The sequence below is a fragment of the Nonomuraea cypriaca genome, from assembly GCF_015645445.1.
Taxonomy (GTDB): Bacteria; Actinomycetota; Actinomycetes; order Streptosporangiales; family Streptosporangiaceae; genus Nonomuraea; species Nonomuraea cypriaca.
Map to the genome: position 1 here is coordinate 12,100 of NZ_JADOGI010000142.1, position 16,516 is coordinate 28,615.

General features: G+C 71.3%; 15 protein-coding genes. 8 read left to right on the top strand and 7 right to left on the bottom strand.

What is annotated here, in order from left to right; all coding sequences use genetic code 11:
- Positions 1 to 39: 39 nt before the first annotated feature.
- The 6 genes from ITP53_RS35835 to ITP53_RS35860 all read left to right on the top strand — a co-directional run bounded on the left by ITP53_RS35835 (position 40) and on the right by ITP53_RS35860 (position 7,582).
- Positions 40 to 801: an enoyl-CoA hydratase/isomerase family protein gene (locus ITP53_RS35835; protein ID WP_328816853.1), complete on the top strand. Its 762-nt coding sequence runs from the start codon at positions 40 to 42 to the stop codon at positions 799 to 801.
- Positions 798 to 2,315, top strand: a complete 1,518-nt coding sequence (locus ITP53_RS35840; RefSeq protein ID WP_328816855.1) for an acyl-CoA synthetase — start codon at positions 798 to 800, stop codon at positions 2,313 to 2,315. The genes ITP53_RS35835 and ITP53_RS35840 overlap by 4 nt, the downstream gene beginning before the upstream one ends.
- 9 nt (positions 2,316 to 2,324) lie before the next feature.
- Positions 2,325 to 3,638, top strand: coding sequence for an MFS transporter (locus ITP53_RS35845; protein ID WP_195899901.1), 1,314 nt, complete (start codon positions 2,325 to 2,327; stop codon positions 3,636 to 3,638).
- 115 nt (positions 3,639 to 3,753) lie between these two features.
- Positions 3,754 to 4,404, top strand: a complete 651-nt coding sequence (locus tag ITP53_RS35850) for a hypothetical protein (RefSeq protein WP_195899902.1) — start codon at positions 3,754 to 3,756, stop codon at positions 4,402 to 4,404.
- Between the two features lie 86 nt (positions 4,405 to 4,490).
- Positions 4,491 to 6,002: a cytochrome bc1 complex cytochrome b subunit gene (gene qcrB / locus ITP53_RS35855; RefSeq protein WP_195899903.1), complete on the top strand. Its 1,512-nt coding sequence runs from the start codon at positions 4,491 to 4,493 to the stop codon at positions 6,000 to 6,002.
- A 410-nt stretch (positions 6,003 to 6,412) separates the two neighbouring features.
- The gene (locus ITP53_RS35860) at positions 6,413 to 7,582 is read left to right on the top strand and encodes a L,D-transpeptidase (protein ID WP_195899904.1); all 1,170 of its coding nucleotides are present in this window, start codon (positions 6,413 to 6,415) and stop codon (positions 7,580 to 7,582) included.
- Between the two features lie 192 nt (positions 7,583 to 7,774).
- Here the strand turns inward: ITP53_RS35860 and ITP53_RS35865 are convergent, their stop codons facing one another.
- Entirely contained in the window at positions 7,775 to 8,440 is a 666-nt protein-coding gene (locus tag ITP53_RS35865) for a response regulator (RefSeq protein WP_195899905.1), read from the bottom strand.
- Positions 8,437 to 9,555, bottom strand: a complete 1,119-nt coding sequence (locus ITP53_RS35870) for a sensor histidine kinase (protein ID WP_195899906.1) — start codon at positions 9,553 to 9,555, stop codon at positions 8,437 to 8,439. The genes ITP53_RS35865 and ITP53_RS35870 overlap by 4 nt, the downstream gene beginning before the upstream one ends.
- 169 nt (positions 9,556 to 9,724) lie before the next feature.
- Here ITP53_RS35870 and ITP53_RS35875 point away from each other — a divergent pair, with 169 nt between their 5' ends.
- Entirely contained in the window at positions 9,725 to 10,663 is a 939-nt protein-coding gene (locus tag ITP53_RS35875) for a multicopper oxidase family protein (RefSeq protein WP_195899907.1), read from the top strand.
- A gap of 86 nt (positions 10,664 to 10,749) precedes the next feature.
- Positions 10,750 to 11,625: a fumarylacetoacetate hydrolase family protein gene (locus ITP53_RS35880; RefSeq protein ID WP_195899908.1), complete on the top strand. Its 876-nt coding sequence runs from the start codon at positions 10,750 to 10,752 to the stop codon at positions 11,623 to 11,625.
- Between the two features lie 70 nt (positions 11,626 to 11,695).
- On the opposite strand, the gene ITP53_RS35885 is transcribed toward ITP53_RS35880, so the two are convergent.
- From ITP53_RS35885 to ITP53_RS35905, 5 genes are all read right to left on the bottom strand, one after another.
- A complete protein-coding gene (locus ITP53_RS35885) occupies positions 11,696 to 12,136 on the bottom strand; it encodes a hypothetical protein (RefSeq protein ID WP_195899909.1) in 441 nt (146 codons plus the stop codon).
- A gap of 96 nt (positions 12,137 to 12,232) precedes the next feature.
- A complete protein-coding gene (locus ITP53_RS35890) occupies positions 12,233 to 12,526 on the bottom strand; it encodes a hypothetical protein (protein ID WP_195899910.1) in 294 nt (97 codons plus the stop codon).
- Between the two features lie 2 nt (positions 12,527 to 12,528).
- Positions 12,529 to 13,860: a hypothetical protein gene (locus tag ITP53_RS35895; protein WP_195899911.1), complete on the bottom strand. Its 1,332-nt coding sequence runs from the start codon at positions 13,858 to 13,860 to the stop codon at positions 12,529 to 12,531.
- 145 nt (positions 13,861 to 14,005) lie between these two features.
- Positions 14,006 to 16,264: a family 43 glycosylhydrolase gene (locus tag ITP53_RS35900; protein ID WP_195899912.1), complete on the bottom strand. Its 2,259-nt coding sequence runs from the start codon at positions 16,262 to 16,264 to the stop codon at positions 14,006 to 14,008.
- A partial coding sequence (locus ITP53_RS35905) for a sulfatase/phosphatase domain-containing protein (RefSeq protein ID WP_195899913.1) occupies positions 16,261 to 16,516 on the bottom strand: 256 nt, incomplete at its 5' end. The genes ITP53_RS35905 and ITP53_RS35900, both read right to left, overlap by 4 nt.

Below are 16,516 nucleotides of genomic sequence, written 5' to 3' on the forward strand. Positions count from 1 at the left end.
TATATCCCGGCAAGCCCGTTGACCTGGGAAGGGGCGCTTGTGACTGTGATTTCCGACCGCGAAGGACCCGTCGCGGTGATCACGCTGAACCGGCCGGAGAAGCTCAACGCCTGGACCGCCGACATGCGGGAGAGGCTGATCGAGCTGCTGCGCCAGGCGGGCGACGATCCCCAGGTGGGGGCGGTCGTCCTCACGGGCGCCGGGCGCGCCTTCTGCGCGGGACAGGACCTGGGCGAGACGGCAGGCATCGACCCCGGCGACCACGCGGCCTCCGATGCCTGGATCGACGGCTTCGACCGGCTCTACCGGGCGGTGCTCGACCTCGACAAGCCGACCGTGGCGGCGGTGAACGGGGTGGCGGCCGGGTCGGGCTTCCAGTTCGCGCTGCTGGCCGACCTGCGCATCGGCCACGCGGGCTGCCGGATGGGCCAGCCCGAGGTGCTCTCCGGCATCCCGAGCATCACTGGCATCTGGGCCATGTGGGACATCCTCGGCCGCGCCAGGACCACCGAGTTCGCGCTCACCGGGCGGCTGGTGTACGGAGCGGAGGCCGAGCGGCTCGGCCTGCTGAACAGGCTGGTGGCGGAGGGCGAGGTGCTGGCGGCGGCGGTGGCGCAGGCCAAGGAGCTGTCCGCGCTGCCCCCGGGGGCCGTGGCGCTGACCAAGGGCAGGCTCAGGGACCTGGAGCGGGACGCCCTCGCCGACGCCGTGACAGCGGCCAAGAAGGTGCACGCCGCCGCGTACGCCACCGGCGAGCCGCAGCGCGAGATGGCCCGTTTCCTGCGGGGACGTGCCAAGTGACCGAGTGGAGTGTGCCCGAGCGGTACAACATGGCCGTGGACGTGGCCGACCGCCACCCGCGCGAGAACCTGGCGCTGATCTTCGAGGACCACACCGGGGCGCACGAGGAGATCCGCTGGGGCGCGGTGCAGGACCGCTCCCGTCAGATGGCCGCCTGCCTGCGCGCGCTCGGCGTGACGCCGGGCGACCGCGTGGCGGTCATGCTGCCGCAGCGGGCCGACACGCCGGCGACGTACCTCGGCGTGCTGCGTACCGGCGCGGTGCTCGTGACCATGTCGCTGCTCTGGGCCGACGACCAGATCGCCTACCGCCTCGCGGACGCCGGCGCGTCGGTGCTGGTCACCGAGGCCGGCGCGGTGCGGCGGGCGAGCGCGTACGACGGCGTCGTGGTGGACGTGGACGACCCGGCGATCGGGCTGCTGCCGCCCGAGTTCGAGGACGCCGACACCGCCGCCGACGATCCGGCGCTGATCTTCTACACCTCCGGCACGACCGGCCCGGCCAAGGGCATCGTGCACGCGCACCGGACGCTGCTCGGCCACAACGAGTTCCGGCACTGCCACGACCTGCGCCCCGGCGACGTCTTCTACGGCGCGGGGGAGTGGGCCTGGTCGATGGCCAAGCTCATGGGGCCCCTGCGGGCGGGGGCCACGCACTACGTCTACCGCCCGGCCGCCGGGTTCGACCCGGAAGGGCTGCTGGCCGGGATGGCGCGCAACGGGGTGACGACCGGGCTGGTCAACCCCACGTTCCTGCGCAAGATGCGCGAGCAGGTGCCGGACGCGGGACGGCGTCATCCGCAGCGGCTGCGTACGGTGTGCTGCGCCAACGAGCCGCTCACGGCGGACCTGATCCGCTGGTTCCGCGACGAGTTCGAGGTCACGCTGCTCGACTACTACGGTTCGACGGAGTCGTACCCGCTGATCGGAAACCTCCCCGGCGAGCCCGTGAAGGAGGGCTCCGTGGGGCGCCCGCTGCCGGGCTGGGACGTGGCGCTGCTGGACGAGTCCGAGCGGCCGGTGCCGGCCGGCGAGGTCGGCGAGATCTGCCTGCGGGCGCGGAGCAACCCGCAGTTCCCGCTCGGCTACTGGAACCGTCCCGAGGACTCCATGGAGGTGTTCGGCGGCGAGTGGTTCCACACCAAGGACCACGCCCGGGTGGACGAGGACGGCTACTACTGGTTCCTCGGCCGGGTGGACGACGTGATCAAGACCTCCGGCTACCGGGTCGGACCCGACGAGGTCGAGGCCGCGCTGCGCGCCCATCCCGCCGTCGCCGAGGTGGGCGTGGCCGGGGTGCCCGACCCCGTACGCGGCCAGGCCGTCAAGGCGTGGGTACTGCTCGCGCCCGGCTACCTGCCAGGTGAGGAGCTGGCACGGGACATCCGCGAGTTCGCCAAGACCACCCACTCCCGCTTCGCCTACCCGCGGGAGATCGAGTTCGTCGACGAGTTGCCGCGATCGGCGACCGGCAAGATCCAGCGCGCGCGGCTCCGCCTGCGTCACACCACCTAGGGAGTGAGCATGACCCCCCACGCCTCGGCCGCCGTCCGGCGCAAGGTCACCATGGCCTCCGCCATCGGCAACTTCGTCGAGTGGTTCGACTCGGCGGCGTACGCGGTGATGTCCGCGACGATCGCCGGCCTCTTCTTCCCCGACTACGACGCGACGGCCGCGCTGCTCGCCACCTGGGCGATCTTCGCCGGCGGGTTCGTCGCCCGGCCGCTCGGCGCCGCCTTCTTCGGCAGGTACGGCGACCGCCTCGGCCGCAACAGGATGCTGGCGCTGACCATCCTCACCATGAGCGGCGCCACGTTCCTCATCGGCGTCCTTCCCACCTACGCCTCGTGGGGCATGGCCGCGCCGATCCTGCTCTTCCTGCTGCGCTGCGCCCAGGGCTTCTCGACCGGCGGCGAGTACACGGGCGCGTCGGCGTTCATCGTCGAGTACGCGCCCGAGGGGCGGCGGGCCCGCTTCGCCGCGGCCGTGCCGGTGACCGTGGGCCTGGCCAGCGTGGCGGGCTCCGGCGTCGGCTTCCTGATCACCTCGACGGTGACGGACGAGGCGCTGCAGAGCTGGGGCTGGCGGATTCCGTTCCTGCTGGCGGGGCCGCTGGGGGCGATCGGGCTCTACCTGCGTTCCAAGGTCGAGGACACGCCGGTGTTCCGGGCGCTGGAGCAGCACCACGCGGTGGAGCAGGCGCCGCTGCGCGAGGCCGTACGCCGCAGCGGACGCCAGATCGCCACGCTGTTCGGCTACAGCATCACCAACGCCGTCGGGTACTACCTGATGAGCACGTACATGATCGCGTACATGTCGGAGGAGCTCGGCTACGCCAAGAGCGAGGCCCAGCTCACCAACGTCGTGTCCATGCTCGCCTACAGCGTCGCCTGCCTGCTGGCCGCGGCGGGGAGCGACCGGTACGGGCGCCGGCCCATGCTCATCGTGGCCTGCGCGGGCTTCGTGGTGCTGCCGCTGCCGGCGTTCTGGCTGATGGGGACGGGCCTGGCCGGGGCGGTGGTGGGCACGTCGCTGCTCGCCATGCTGGTCTCCGTGATCGGCACCTCCAACGTGCCCGCGATGGTGGAGATGTTCCCCGCCAAGGTACGCGCCAGCGGCTCGGCCATCGGGTACACCGCCGCGTACGTGCTGTTCGGCGGCACGGCGCCGTTCGTGGCGACCGGGCTGGTGTCGGCCTCGGGCAACGCGATCGCGCCCGCCTTCTTCATGGCGGGGGTCGCGGTGATCTCGATGATCGTGGTGCTGACGTCGTTCAAGGAGACGCGGGGGCTGTCGCTGGGCCGCGACGCCGACGCCGCCGCCACCGAGCGCGTGTGAGCGCGGGCCTGCGGTCGGCCCCTTGAGGGTGACGGAGGCGGCGGGCGCGGGCGGGAGAGGGGCGCGTCGGCGGGTGAGCTTGATCCGGGGATCCGGTGCCGTGGATCATGGGCGCGTGGACTACTACCTGATCTCCGCCGCGGCGGACGACCGGTCGCCGGTCGGACTCCTGGTCGAGGAGTTCGTCCTCTGCGAGGACTACACGGCGGCCGGCATCGACGGCGCCGAGTGGCGGCCGGAGACGGGCGTCTGGTCCGCCTGCCCCGCCCTGAGCCGTGCCATCCGCGCCGATGACGGCGTGCGGGCGCGGGTGAAGCCGGTGGGCAGGCAGGCGGCGGCCGACGCCTACGCGCTGCTCGGCGGCGGTGAGCTGCCGGAGGAGGCGGAGCTCCGTACGCACTTCCGCGAGCGCCAGTCCCTGCCCGCCTCCGCGCCGCTCGACCTCGGCACCGCCCGCAAGGCGCGCCGCTACCGCATTCTGTTCGCCGGGCAACTCGGCGAGGACGGGCTGTCGAACGCGCGGACAGCCCTGCGGCTGGAGCCGACCGGTGACCCGCGCGTGGTCGGCCAGGCGACAGGGAACGTCGGCGGCCACGCCTTCATGTGGGAGCTGCGCCGGATCGGGGCGGGCATCGCCTGGTGCGTGGACGTGACGGCCCGGCTCGGCACCGGCCCCGCCACCGCGCTCGGGGCGCTGCTGCACCACCACCGGCAGGCCGTACGCCGGCAAGGGCTGATCCCCGTCACGGTCGAACGCTTCGCCTGACGCTTTTCCGCCGGGAGTGTCACATTTTCCCGGCCTATTCCGTCGTATTCGGTGATGAGTCGTGCCGAATCGAGGACGGGGTGACGATGAGGGGCAGCTCGCTGGCCAAGGCGCTCGACGATCGGGTGGGTGGGGCCGGTTTCCTGAAGAAGGCGATGCGCAAGGTCTTTCCAGATCACTGGACGTACCTGCTGGGGGAGATCGCCCTGTACGCGTTCGTGGTCGTCCTGCTCACCGGCGTCTTCCTCACGTTCTTCTTCAAGCCGGCCATGGAGGAGGTGATCTACGACGGCGCGTACGTGCCGCTGCGCGGTGTCGAGATGAGCCTGGCGTACGCCTCCTCGCTGGAGATCAGCTTCGAGGTGCGCGGCGGCCTGCTGATGCGGCAGATGCACCACTGGGCCACGCTGGTCTTCCTCGCCGCCATCGTCGCCCACCTGCTGCGCAACTTCTTCACCGGCGCGTTCCGCAAGCCGCGCGACCTGAACTGGCTGATCGGCGTGCTGCTGTTCGTCCTGGTGATGTTCAACGGGCTGTTCGGCTACTCGCTGCCCGACGACCTGCTGTCCGGCGCGGGGCTGCGCATCCTGCACGGCGTCACGCTGTCCGTGCCGCTGGTCGGGACGTACGTGGCGGCGTTCCTGTTCGGCGGCGAGTTCCCCGGCGACGACATCATCTCGCGGCTGTACAGCATCCACGTGCTCCTCATCCCCGGGCTGCTGCTCCTGCTCATCCCGCTGCACGCAGTGGTGCTGACCTGGCGGCAGACCCACACCCAGTTCCGCGCGAAGGGGCTGAACGACCGGGTGGTGCGCGGCGCGCCGTTCTTCCCGGCGTTCATCGCGAAGACGACGGTGTTCTTCCTGTGGGTGACCGCGGTGGTCGCGCTGCTCGCCACCGTGTTCCAGATCAACCCGATCTGGCTGTACGGCCCGTACGCGCCCAGCACGGTCAGCGCCGGCTCCCAGCCCGACTGGTACATGGGCTTCCTCGAAGGCGCCCTGCGGATCATGCCGCCGTGGGAGCTCACCGTGTTCGGCTACACGGTCAGCATGAGCGTGCTGATCCCCGCGTTGGTCGCGCCCGGCCTGCTGTTCACCGCGCTGTTCGTGTATCCCTTCGCCGAGCGCTGGATCACCCGCGACCACACCGTGCACCACCTCCTGGACCGCCCCCGCGACGTGCCGGTACGGATGGGGATCGGCGTGGCCGGGGTCGTCTACTACGGCGTGCTCTGGTTGGCCGGCGGCAACGACCTCATCGCCACGACCTTCCACATCTCACTGAACGCGACGACCTGGATCTTCCGCGTCGCGATCGTGGTGGGACCGGTGCTCGGCTACGTGCTCGCCCGGCGGATCAGCCTGGGACTGCAGGCGCGCGACCGCCACACCGCCGCCCACGGGGTGGAGACCGGCGTGATCGTACGCGGCCAGGACGGCGGATTCCACGAGATCGAACGGCCGGCGACCGACGAGGAGACCGCGGTGCTCGTACCCCCGGGCCTTCCCGCCCTGCCACCCGCGAGTAACGGTGACGTCCCGCCGCCGCTCAAGCGCAGACTCCGGGACGCCGCCCAACGCTCGTGGACGCGCTGAAATCAGGGCGCGAAGCCCCCATGACCCGGCCGCCGTCCAGGACACCGAAGCCATCTCGTACATGTAGCAGTAGTCGCAGGCGAGATTGCACCGGCTGTGCAGCTTGAGGATGGACTGCCGGAACGCGGTGGGGCGCCATCCCGACTCGAGGAGCTTGCCCACATCGAGGTCGGCGGGCCATTCGGCGCCTGCCACGCTGATCAGCTCCCGAGCTGAGGGGGAATGCGGCATCTGGACTATTGCCTTCGCGGGTCAAACCCTGTTCGCCGTCGATGTGAAGGCTGGGACGTGAGTCGAATCACTTATGCGGAGTGGGTTCGCCGGTGGTCGCATGCCCACGCTTGTTCGGGGCATTAGCGAGATGCGTACGCGAAGATTTGCTGATTTGTCTGGCGTGGAAGGCATCACTGATGCGGACCAGCACGATGCTCGCGAGCACCCTCACAGCGGCGGTGCTCCTGGCCGGATGCACCTCGGGAGGTGGCCCGGCGCCGACCGGGCCGCAGGAGCGGGGCCCGGTGGCCAAGCTGGCGATCACGCCTGCCGACGGCGCCAAGAAGGTCCGGCCGGACACGGGGATCGGCGTCAAGGTCACCGAGGGGAAGGTCACCGAGGTGGCCGTCGCCGACGCCAAGGGCCGCAAGGTGCGCGGCGCCGTGGGCGCCGACGGGCTGTGGCGGCCCCGGTGGCCGCTGCGGCCCTCGACGGCGTACACCGTCAGCGCGGGGGCCACCGGCACGGACGGCAAGCAGGTCGCGGCGCGGGCCGAGTTCACCACGTTGAAGCCGAAGCGCGTGCTGGAGAGCGGCATGTCGCCGCTGGACGGTGAGACGGTCGGCGTCGGGATGCCGGTGCAGCTCCTGCTGTCCCAGCCGGTGACCGCCACGCAGGACCGCGCCAGGATCGAGCGGTCGCTGGTGGTACGGATGTCCGAGCCCGTCGAGGGCGCGTGGAGCTGGGTCAGCGACCGTGAGGTGCAGTTCAGGCCGCGGGAGTACTGGCCGGTCGGGCAGAAGGTCGAGGTCGTGGCGCACCTGACGGGCCTGCGGGCGGGCAAGGACCTGTGGGGAACCAAGGACCGCAGCCTGAGCTTCACCGTCGGTCCCGAGCACATCACCGAGGTCAGCGCCGCGAGCCACCGGGCGGTCGTACGGAAGAACGGCGAGGTCGTCAGGACCATCCCGGTCAGCATGGGCAGGCCGGGCGACGACAGCTACTCCGGCGTCATGATCGCCCAGGAGAAGGCGGCGGACGTCCTCATGGACTCGGCCACCATCGGGGAGCCCGGCGAGTACCGCATCCGCACCAAGTGGAACGTCCGGATGACCTACAGCGGCACGTTCTTCCACGCCGCGCCCTGGTCGACCGGGGCGCAGGGCAGCCGCAACGTCAGCCACGGCTGCGTGAACGCCAGTCCGGCCAACGCCCGCTGGTTCTACGAGTTCACCCAGCGGGGCGACATCATCGAGGTCTCAGGCACCTCGCGGAAGCTGCGGTTCGGCAACGGGCCGACGCCCTGGGCGAAGTCGTGGGAGGACTGGCTGGCGGGCAGCGCCGTGGGCGAGCCGGTCACCGGATGACATGTGCGCCAGGGCTCGCGGGACGCGGATGGGAGACGCAGACTGAGAGCGTGTCCTAGAACGAGGCCCATCGAGGAAGGCGCTGTGATTCCCGGTGACTGAGGGATCCGGCCGGGGGGCCGTCCGGCTTCCCGCCGTCCTGTTATGGCTGCTGATCTGGTCCCTGCATGTCCACGAGTTCCTCGTGACGTTCTAGGGATGACCGCCCGGCACCACGAGGCCGGACTCGTACGCGAACACGACCAGTTGCGCCCTGTCGCGCACGCCGAGCTTGGTCATCGACCTGCTCACATGGGTCTTGGCGGTGGCGCCGCTGATCACCAGGTGCCCGGCGATCTGGTCGTTGGACATGCCCCTGGCGACCAGCGAGACGATCTCGCGCTCGCGCCCGGTCAGCCGTTCCAGGCCGGGCACGGCGACGGGCCTGGGCGGGGTGCTGACGTACTCCTCGATCAGGCGGCGCGTCACCGACGGGGACAGCAGCGCGTCGCCGCGGGCGGCCACCCGCACGGACTGCAGCAGGTCGCCGGGCTCGATGTCCTTGAGCAGGAACCCGCTGGCCCCGGCCCGGAGGGCGGCGAAGACGTACTCGTCGAGGGCGTAGTTGGTGAGGATGACCACGCGAACCCCGTCGAGCTCCGGTGCGGCGCCGATCCTGCGGGTGGCCTGGATGCCGTCGAGCAGCGGCATCCGCACGTCGAGCAGCGCCACGTCCGGCAGCAGCCGCCTGGACAGCTCCACGGCCTCCACGCCGTTGCCCGCCTCGCCGACCACGGTGATGTCGTCGGTGAGTTCGAGCAGCGCCTTGAACCCGGCACGGATGAGCGGCTGGTCGTCGGCCAGCAGGACCCTGATCACGCGGGCACGGGCAGCTCGGCGCGCACCGCGAAGCCGCCGCTCTCCTGAGGCCCCGCCGTGAGCGATCCGCCGACGGCGACCGCGCGCTCGCGCATCCCGATCAACCCCATTCCCGGTCCGGCCGTGCCCGGCTCGCCGTCGTTCTCTACGCGGAGCACGATTTTCGCCGGATCGTACTCGACGGCGAGCGTGACCGCCGCAGTGCCGGCGTGCCGCAGGACGTTGGTGAACGCCTCCTGCGCGATGCGGTACGCGGCCCGGTCGACCTCGGGCGGCAGCGCGTACGGCACGCCGGAGACGGTGTGCGACACCCGCAGCCCCGCCCCCTCGGCCCTGGACACCAGGCGCGGCAGCCCGGCCAGTCCGGCCTCGACCCCCTCGTCGCCCTGGCGCAGCACGCCCAGCGTGGCGCGCAACTCGCTCATCGCCTCGTGGCCGGACTCCTTGACCGCCGCGAGCGCCCGCCTGGCGCGGCCCGGGTCGCGTTCGAGCAGCTCCATGGCGACCGCGACCTGCACGTTGACCACCGAGATGCTGTGCGTGAGCGAGTCGTGCAGCTCCTGCGCGATCCACAGCCGCTCCTCGCCCGCCCGGCGCAGCGCCGCCTCCTCGCGGGTGCGCTCGGCCTCCTCCGCGCGCTGCTCCACGGCCCGCAGGTACGCGCGCCTGTTCCTGGTCATCTCGCCGACCACGATCATCGCCACCAGCCAGCCGCTCAGCAGCGTCATCCAGTCGCCCGCGGTGGGATCGCGCGCGGACAGCGCCATGAGACCGTAGACCGGTACGGCCAGCCCGACCGCCATCCAGACCGCCGCCCAGCGGCGGCCGAGCGTGGCCAGCGTGTAGATCGTGGCCAGCGCGGGCGCGGCGGCGAACACCCCCGGATAGCCGGCCGCGTAGTACACGACTCCGCAGGCCACCGTGATCGACCCGGCGGCGAGCGGGGCGGTGCGCCGCGCGGCGAGCGACAGGGACGCGACCGTGATGAGTATCAGCCCCAGTGTGTCGAGCGGGCGCTCGAAGGAGCCGGTCCGCGACAGGTTGCCGTAGGTGCCGGCGACGATGCCCGTCAGGGCGCCCGCCGCGATGAGCGCGTCCGTCTTCCGGCTGTCCATACTCAGAACGTAGGCGACCCGTGCACCGTCCGGCGTCATCCCACGGTCGTACGTCGCCGCTCCCGGACGGGCGGCGTACCACGCGGGGAGTACGCCTGGAGCCCCCGCCCGGAGGACGCGGACCTGGGGCGGGGGCCTGGAGCATACCGGGCATGACCACGACCACCGGATGGACTTCACCGCGCCGCAGGTGTGGCGCGGGCTGGCCGGGATGTTCCTGGTACGCGACGAGGAGGAGGACGCGCTGCCGCTGCCGGGCGGCGACCGGGAGCTGCCGCTGATGATCTGCGACCGGGCGTTCGACGAGGACGGTTCCTTCAGGTATCCGGGCCGGCACACGTCCGACCACATGGAAGGCGTCGAGGGCGACGTGATCCTGGTCAACGGCGCGCCCTGGCCGGTACACGAGGTGAGCGCCACCCGGCACCGGCTGCGGCTGCTGAACGCCTCCAACGCCCGCAGGTACCGACTCCGGCTCACACCGGGCGGCCGGTTCACCCAGATCGGCAGCGACGCCGGGCTCCTGGCCGCGCCCGTGGTCCACGACGCGATCACGATCACACCGGGGGAGCGGTTCGACGTCGTCGTGGACTTCTCCGCCTACCCGGTCGGCAGCGCGGTCACGCTGGTCAACACCCTGGGAAACGGCCCCGCCAGGAACGTCATGCGCTTCGTGGTCACCCGCAGGGCCCGCGACGACAGCGCCGTGCCGCATACCCTGTCCCGCCCGCCGGAACGCCCCCGGTCGGTGACCCGGCGCGCCTTCGACTTCCGCAGGTCGGAGTCCGCCTGGACGATCAACGGGCGGGCGTACCTGCCCGGCGTCCCGCTGGCCCGCCCGCGCCTCGGCACCGCCGAGATCTGGCGGCTGACCAGCGACTTCCACCATCCCGTACACCTGCACCTGGCCCACTTCCAGGTGCTCGCCCGCAACGGCAGGCCACCCGCAGCCACCGACGCGGGCTGGAAGGACACCGTGGACGTACGCCCGTACGAGGTCGTGGACGTGCTCGCCCGTTTCGAGGGCTACCGGGGCAGGTACATGCTGCACTGCCACAACCTCGAGCACGAGGACATGGCGATGATGGCCGACTTCGACGTGGTCTGAGAGGGGTCCCTCCCATCCTTTGCCTCGATAGGGGACAATTCATCGGAGGACATGTGCCCCCTCGTCTGATGGAGCTAGGAGCAGGCATGCAGATCGTACGGTTCACCAGCCCTTTGACCGGCGCCGACGCGGTCGGGATCGACGACGGTGAGCAGGTGGTGGAGCTGTCCGGGATCACCACCGTGGGCGAGCTGCTCCGGCTGTCGTCCGATGAGCTGCGGGACCGATGCGCGGGGGCGGACGGGCCGGCGCACCCGTCCGGGTCCGTGCGCCGGCTGGCTCCGGTGGACGGGCTGATGGAGGTCTGGGCGGCGGGCGTGACGTACCGGCGCTCGCGCGAGGCCAGGGTGATCGAGAGCGAACGCGCCGCCGACGTGTACGAGCTCGTCTACGACGCCGAACGCCCCGAGCTGTTCTTCAAGTCGGTGGCCTGGAAGGTGTCGGGGGACGGCGACCGCATCGCGGTGCGCGCCGACTCGGAGATCGACGTGCCCGAGCCTGAGCTGGGCCTCGTCCTCAACTCGGCGGGCGAGATCGCCGGCTACACGGTGGTCGACGACGTCAGCTCGCGCACCATCGAAGGGGTCAACCCGCTCTATCTGCCGCAGGCCAAGATCTACCTCGGCGCGTGCGCGGTCGGCCCGGCGATCAGGCCGGTGTGGGAGGTGGCCGACCCCTACGCGCTGGACATCACGCTGACCATCACCAGGGCGGGGGAGACGGTGTGGGACGGCAAGTCGTCCACGTCCGAGCTGAACCGGCGCCTGGACGACCTGGCCGGCTACCTGTTCCGCGCTGACACCTTCCCTGATGGCGCGGTGCTCGCCACCGGCACCAGCCTGGTCCCGGACCTGCCGTTCACGCTGGGCGACGGCGACACGGTGACCATCGGCATCGCCGAGGTCGGCACGCTGACGACGACCGTGGTCAGGGGCCTGGACGCGATGCGCTCCCAGGCGTAGGCGATCAGGCGGCCGTGCGAGACGGCGCCCGCCGCCGGTGCGCGGCGGTCGCCGTCCGCGACCGGACCGTTCAGAAGTGCGGATCGAGAGCGCTGCCCCACGTGTAATCGCCGTCAGAACGCAGCTGGAACGTGCAGCTGATTTTGTATGCCGCGCCGCCGCCGTTCAGCGAGAGATAAGCATCATGTCTGTAGTATCCAACCGAGGGAGCCCCGGGCCAGAGCTGGTCGCTCCAGGTGTACGTCCCCCCGATAATGGGACCGGTGTAGTTTTGGCAGGTGCCGACGGCAGGCGGAGCAACGTAAGTGAACCAGCCGTAGGTGCCCGCCCTGAGCTCGATCTGGCGGCTCACCAACCCCAGGGGCATCCCGCTGGTCGGGCGAGCCGTCAGCCATTGAGTTTTTACGTTGTACGCCGTTTCCGCGGCGTACGCCGTGCCGGTCGTGATCGGTAACAGCATCATGAAGACAGCTGTGGTGACCAGACAAAGCTTCTTGAATGTGGAGCGCATGGAGCCTCTTTCCTGAACGGGTGGTGCGATTCTTCGGGTTCCGCGGAGTCGAATCAGTATCACCCGAACAAGCTTTCGAATGCAACCGGCTTGACGTTACGTGGGGCCGGGGGTCTGGGCGGCTTCCTCGCGCAGGCGCCTGGCGCGGCGGAGCAGGTTCTCGGCGGTGGCCAGGCACGCGTCCTCGAGGTCGCCCAGCTCGCGCCGGAGCGAGGCGGCCTGGGCGAGGTAGCGTTCGGCGGACGGTCCCGTCCAGTAGGGGTCGCTGTCCGCAGGTCGCAACGGGATTCCGGTGAACGCGTCCGCCAGCCCCCGGGCATAGCGCGTGAAGGTGGCGGCGAGCGCCTCCTTCGAGGCCGCCTCCCGGAGCAGCCGGTGCCTGACGGGCACGATCAGCCTCCTCTTCTCTCCAGCGCCCTGCGCAGGGCGGCGACGTGCTCGGCGGGCTCGTCGTCGCTCCACTCGGCGTAGGCCGTCATCAGCGTGGCCGCCGCGGCGGGGTCCCGCATCAGCGCCCCCATGAAACGGGCGGCCGTCTCCGGATCCAGCTTGTCCCACGGCGGCTCGGGCGCCTCGGCCTGGACCCGGGCGAGTTGCCCGAGGTAGGGCGGCACGTCCCCAACCAGCGCCCGGCTGACCGGGGAGCCGGCGAAGGCCCCGAGGTCGTCGCCCGCCCGCGACCCCATCCCGCGGATGACGTTGATCCAGGCCCGCTGCCGCAGCCCCGCCACGCCGGCGTCCGGCCGCAGCGCCGCATGCAGCGCCCTCGCCAACGCCTCCTCGTAAGCGGAGCCGGGCCCTGAGGCGTCAAAGGCGGGGCCGGAGGCGTCAGTGGCGGGGCCCGGGATGTCAAAGGCGGGGCCTGAAGCGTCAGTGGCGGGGCCGAAGGCGGCGAAAAGGGCGCGTGCCTCGTGCTCGTGCTCGGCCAGCAGGTGCTGGAACGCCTCCGGGTTGGCCTCGTACGCACGGGCCAGGTTGTACGGGTTCCAGCCGGGGCCGGGCGGGCGGCTCAGCACGCCGGCGGCCACCCGGTTGAGTAACGTGCTGGACTGACCGGCCAGACCGACCAGGGTCGTCAGAACGTCCGCCGGGGCCGTCTCCACGATCGCGTACCACTCCTCGCCGAGCCGCCCGGTACGCTCGGCGCTCGCGAACGCCTGGGCCAGCACGCCAGGGGAGGAGCCCGCGGCCCGATCCATCGCCTCCGGCGGCAGCCCCCCGGGCTCTCCCGCCGCCCTTATCCAGTCGCCGAACAGCCGGGTGAACGTCTCCGGGCCGAGTGCGGCCAGCAGCGCGGCGGCGTACGCGGGGTCGTGGACCTCGTCCTCGGCGGACGACACGGCCCGCTCGACCCCGCGCCACGAAGGATCTTCGTCGTGCCGGGCGAGCGCCGCCGCGATGAGGCCCGCGGCCTGCTCGGCCGCCCGCGTGGCCGCCGCCGCGCCGCGGAACGGGAACATGCCGGTGAGCATGCCCTTCTCGCGCACCGGCACCAACTGCTCGACGGTGTCGATGCGCCACTTCAGGTCCTGCTGGGCCTCGTGGAAGAACGCCCAGGTGCGATGCATGGCCGTGGTGCCCTGGCGGCCCGCCCAGTCCGCGCCCGCCTCGGCGATCGCGGCGTCGAGCCCTGGACGCGTGCCGCCCAGGACACTCTTCCCGATCTCCATCTGGCGGATCAGCCGCTGCGCACCCGGGGGGTCGATCCCGACGAACTCCCCCATGGAACCCTCCCAGAGGGTGGGTGGGTGTGTGGTTACAGGGCGGGAGTCAAGCACACCGGACGTCCCGGAGGACACGCGTTTCACATATCCGGAATCGCCGCACAGGCCACCGGTGGCGGGCAGACTGCCCGCCACCGGCCATGGATCAGTCGCGATATGTCCGGATGTAGTCGAACTCGGCGACGGCGCCTGACCTGTTCATCGAGAAGAGGCCGATTCCGAGCTCGTCCTTCGCCGGCAGGGTCCACACGCCGTTGCGCACCCAGCGCTCGCCGTCCCTGCTGGTCGCCGCGCGCACCTCGGTCTCGTCGTGCGCCACGTCGTGGTGGTACGACAGCCGCAACCACATCGTCTCCGCGGCGGGACCGCCGAACATCGGGGCGTTGGCCACGGCGATCGGCGGCGTGGTCGTCGGCCGCTCACCCTCCTTGGCGAACTCGCTGACCTGCTGTACGGCCCCGTCGCCGCGTTGCAGCGGGATCGCGGAATGGGCCATCTTGAAGTAGCGGTCGTCGTTCTCGTACAGCAGGATGCCGGCCTGCTGGTTGCCCCGATCCGGCGCGAACCTGAGCTTCGTCTCCACCGTGTAGTCGCCGTCGGGCGCGTCCCGCAGCAGCACCGACGCCGTGTTGGTGGCCTCGTGCAGCTCGGCGTTCTGGGTCGGCCAGGACAGCGCTCCGCCGGAGACGGCGACGCCCGCGGCCGGGCCGCGTACCCACTGCCACGGCGCGCCGATCGCCGTGCCGTCGAACTCGTCGCTGAACTCCGGCAGTAGCACGCCGGGGGCCGGCTCGGGCACCCGCTCGGTGACGGGCGTGTACAGCGCGGCGGCGCCGACGTTGTCGGCGTCGGCCGCGCCGCTCGCCACCGCGCCGACGGAGCCGTGGCGGGCCGCGGCGCGCGGCAGGCGGCGCGTCTGCTCCGCCACCGCGTCGCCGAGCTGGTCGCCGCTGACCTGGACGGTCAGCTCTGTGCCGCGCAGCTCGGCCACGACGCTGTGCCAGGCGGCGAAGTCGAACCCGGCCGGCAGCGGCGTCACCGACTCGCCCCGGCTCCTGCCGCCGATCAGCACGTCGGTGACCAGGGCGCCGCGGTCCTCGTCCAGCCGGGCCACGACGTGGTTGGCCCGGTTGACGTACGCGAGCGTGAGCCCGGCGGCGCCGGCGGCGACCCGCAGGTCGGCCTGCGCCCGCACGTCGGCGGAGGCGGCCTTGCGAGCCGAGACCAGGTAGGACCGGCCGGTTCCCGCGTGGCTCGCGTACCCCTTCGCGTCCTGCTCGGTCCGCACCGACCAGCCGCTCTCGGCGCGCCAGCCGGTCAGCCCGGTGTTGAACGTCCCGCCGGCGTCGAAAGAGGCCACCGGCGCGGCCTGCGCGCCTTCCGACGGTCCCGCTCCCGCGCGGACCACCGGCCAGCCATCGATCCAGTCCAGCCGATCGATCAGCAGCGGGCGCTTGCTCAGGTTCGTCAGCCGCCCTTCGCCGATCGGCGGGAAGTCCGGGTCGTCCGTCGAGATGCCGTGGTAGACCAGCCAGTCCTGGCCGGACAGGTCGGTCTGGAAACCGCTGTGGCCGGTACCGGTCCAGCGGTTGCCGTTCGCGCCGACGACGATGGCGCCCTTGGTGGTCAGCTCCATCAGGTCCACCCCCTCGTCGTCGGTGAAGGGGCCGAACGGGCTGGTGGCGCGGCCGGCCTTGACCTGGTAGCCGCTGTAGGCGCCGGTGCAGCAGCCGGCGTCGGAGTAGAACAGGTAGTAGAAGCCGTCGCGGCGGACGACGTAGGCGCCCTCCATGCGGCGGCCCCTGGCCACCTGCTTCGCGACGCCCTCCACGCGGGTGGCGTCGGCGTTCATCCGCGCCACGCAGACGACGTCGTAGCTGCCCCAGTACATGTAGTGGGCGCCGTCGACGTCGGTGAACTGCGCCTGGTCGATGTGGCCGGTGGGGCAGGTGGCCTGGGTCGCGGCCGGGAGCATGTCGCCCTTGTCCGTCCACGGCCCGGTCGGGGCAGGCGCGGTGGCCAGCCCGAGATCGCCGGAGGCCAGCGAGTAGGAGAGGTGGTACGTGCCGTCGACGTACCTGATGTCCGGTGCCCAGAGCCGCGCACCGTTGTGCCAGGCGGGCTTGGTCTGCGGCGTGAAGACCTGTCCCGCGTACTCCCACGTCACCAGGTCCGCGGAGCGCAGGATCGGCAGGATACGTTCGCCGTCCTCGCCCTTGCTGTTGAAGACGGGGTTCTGGGTGCCGTAGGCGTACCAGAGGCCGTCCTTGGCGTGGATCATCGTGGGGTCGGGGAAGGTGTCGACGACGCCCGCCGACACGGGGTTGCTGTAGGTGGTGGGGGTTGCCACAGGGCCGGTGATCAGCCCAGACAGTAAGGCGGTGAGGCCGAGGAACACCTTCATTCCGGTGCGCTCTCCTTCTCGAAGGAGCTCAGGGTGGGGTCGTAGTCGGAGGCGCCGATGTCGTACATCGGGGTCATCCAGTGGTAGAAGTTGTCGCCGCGTTCGCGTAGCAGGTCGTACAACCGGCGCATGAGGCGGCGGCGGACCGGGGCCAGCTCCGGGTGGGTGTAGCGGTTGCTCAGCTCGTGCGGGTCGGTGTGCAGGTCGTACAGCTCGTTGACCGACTCCGGGTTGACGATCAGCTTGTAGCGG

Excerpts from the sequence above, each read along its gene's own strand:
- ITP53_RS35895 (WP_195899911.1), bottom strand. The coding sequence starts at position 13,860 with ATGGGGGAGTTCGTCGGGATCGACCCCCCGGGTGCGCAGCGGCTGATC.
- qcrB (WP_195899903.1), top strand. The coding sequence starts at position 4,491 with ATGAGGGGCAGCTCGCTGGCCAAGGCGCTCGACGATCGGGTGGGTGGG.
- ITP53_RS35875 (WP_195899907.1), top strand. The coding sequence starts at position 9,725 with ATGGACTTCACCGCGCCGCAGGTGTGGCGCGGGCTGGCCGGGATGTTC.
- ITP53_RS35885 (WP_195899909.1), bottom strand. The coding sequence starts at position 12,136 with ATGCGCTCCACATTCAAGAAGCTTTGTCTGGTCACCACAGCTGTCTTC.
- ITP53_RS35870 (WP_195899906.1), bottom strand. The coding sequence starts at position 9,555 with ATGGACAGCCGGAAGACGGACGCGCTCATCGCGGCGGGCGCCCTGACG.
- ITP53_RS35860 (WP_195899904.1), top strand. The coding sequence starts at position 6,413 with ATGCGGACCAGCACGATGCTCGCGAGCACCCTCACAGCGGCGGTGCTC.
- ITP53_RS35880 (WP_195899908.1), top strand. The coding sequence starts at position 10,750 with ATGCAGATCGTACGGTTCACCAGCCCTTTGACCGGCGCCGACGCGGTC.
- ITP53_RS35845 (WP_195899901.1), top strand. The coding sequence starts at position 2,325 with ATGACCCCCCACGCCTCGGCCGCCGTCCGGCGCAAGGTCACCATGGCC.
- ITP53_RS35900 (WP_195899912.1), bottom strand. The coding sequence starts at position 16,264 with ATGAAGGTGTTCCTCGGCCTCACCGCCTTACTGTCTGGGCTGATCACC.